This window comes from Micromonospora sp. NPDC049799 (assembly GCF_040656655.1).
Classification (GTDB): Bacteria; Actinomycetota; Actinomycetes; order Mycobacteriales; family Micromonosporaceae; genus Micromonospora.
Genome location: NZ_JBFAMU010000907.1, coordinates 1 through 1,093, shown reverse-complemented (window position 1 = coordinate 1,093; position 1,093 = coordinate 1). Strand labels below are relative to the sequence as shown.

1 protein-coding gene is annotated in these 1,093 nt (G+C 77.9%); it reads left to right on the top strand.

Features of this window, described 5'->3' with window-relative positions:
* Nucleotides 1-1,093 (top strand): AAA family ATPase (locus AB0I76_RS30545; RefSeq protein ID WP_357042795.1); only part of this gene is annotated, 1,093 nt, incomplete at both ends.

The following is a 1,093-nucleotide window of genomic DNA, read 5'->3' as shown; positions in this document are numbered from 1 at the left end:
GGCCGCCCGCGAGCGCCGGCCGGTGGTCGCCCTGGTGTCCGGAGGGGCGGGAGCCGGCAAGACGGCACTGGCGGAGGCGCTCACCCGGCGACTGGCCGCCGACGGGTGGACCACCGCGTGGGGGCGCAGCCCGGAGTACGAGGGCGCTCCCGTGGACCCGCCGTGGTCGCAGGTCGTCGGGGCGCTGACCCCCGGTGACCTCCCGGTGCGGGCCTCGGCCCCGGGCGAGGACCCGGCGGTGGCCCGGTTCCACCGGCACCGTGCCGCCGCCGCCCTGCTCACGTCGGTGGCCGCCCGGGGGCCCGTGCTGCTGGTCCTCGACGACCTGCACCGGGCCGACGAGGACACGCTCGACCTGCTGACCGCCCTGGTCGCGGAGTCCCGCCCGGTCACCGGTCCGGTGCTCGTCGTCGGCCTCTACCGCGCCACCGACATCACCGGCGCGCTGACCGCCGCCCTGGCCCGCCTCGCCCGGGTGGAACCCACGCGGATCTACGTCGAGGGGCTGGACGAGCCCGCGACCGGCGCGCTCGCCCGCTCCGTCACGGGCGGGGACCTGGACCCGCCGACCGTACGTCTGCTGCACCGCCGCAGCGGCGGCAACCCGTTCTTCGTCCGGGAACTGGCACGGCTGCTCGCCGCCGAGGGACCAGCGGCGCTGGAGACCGTGCCGGCGGGCGTGCGGGACGTCGTCCGGCACCGCCTGTCGTACCTTCCCGACGGCGTGCGGCGGGTGCTGGAGTCGGCGGCCGTCCTCGGCCGGTACGTCGACGCGGAAGCGCTCGCCGCCATGGTCGGCGACGACGCGACCGTGCTCGACACGCTGGACGCCGCGGTGCACGGCGGATTTCTGACCGAGCGGGGCACGGAGGGCCGGCTGCGGTTCGCGCACGTCCTGGTCCGGGACACGCTGTACGGGGACCTGTCGCCGCCGCGCCGGGCCCACTGGCACGCCGCCGCCGGTGACGCCCTCGAACGGCTGCGTCCCGACGACGTGGCCGCGCTCGCGCACCACTTCACCCGCGTCGGAACACGCGCCGCCGCACCGCGCGCCGTCCGCTACGCCACCGCCGCCGCCGAGCAGGCCGAACGC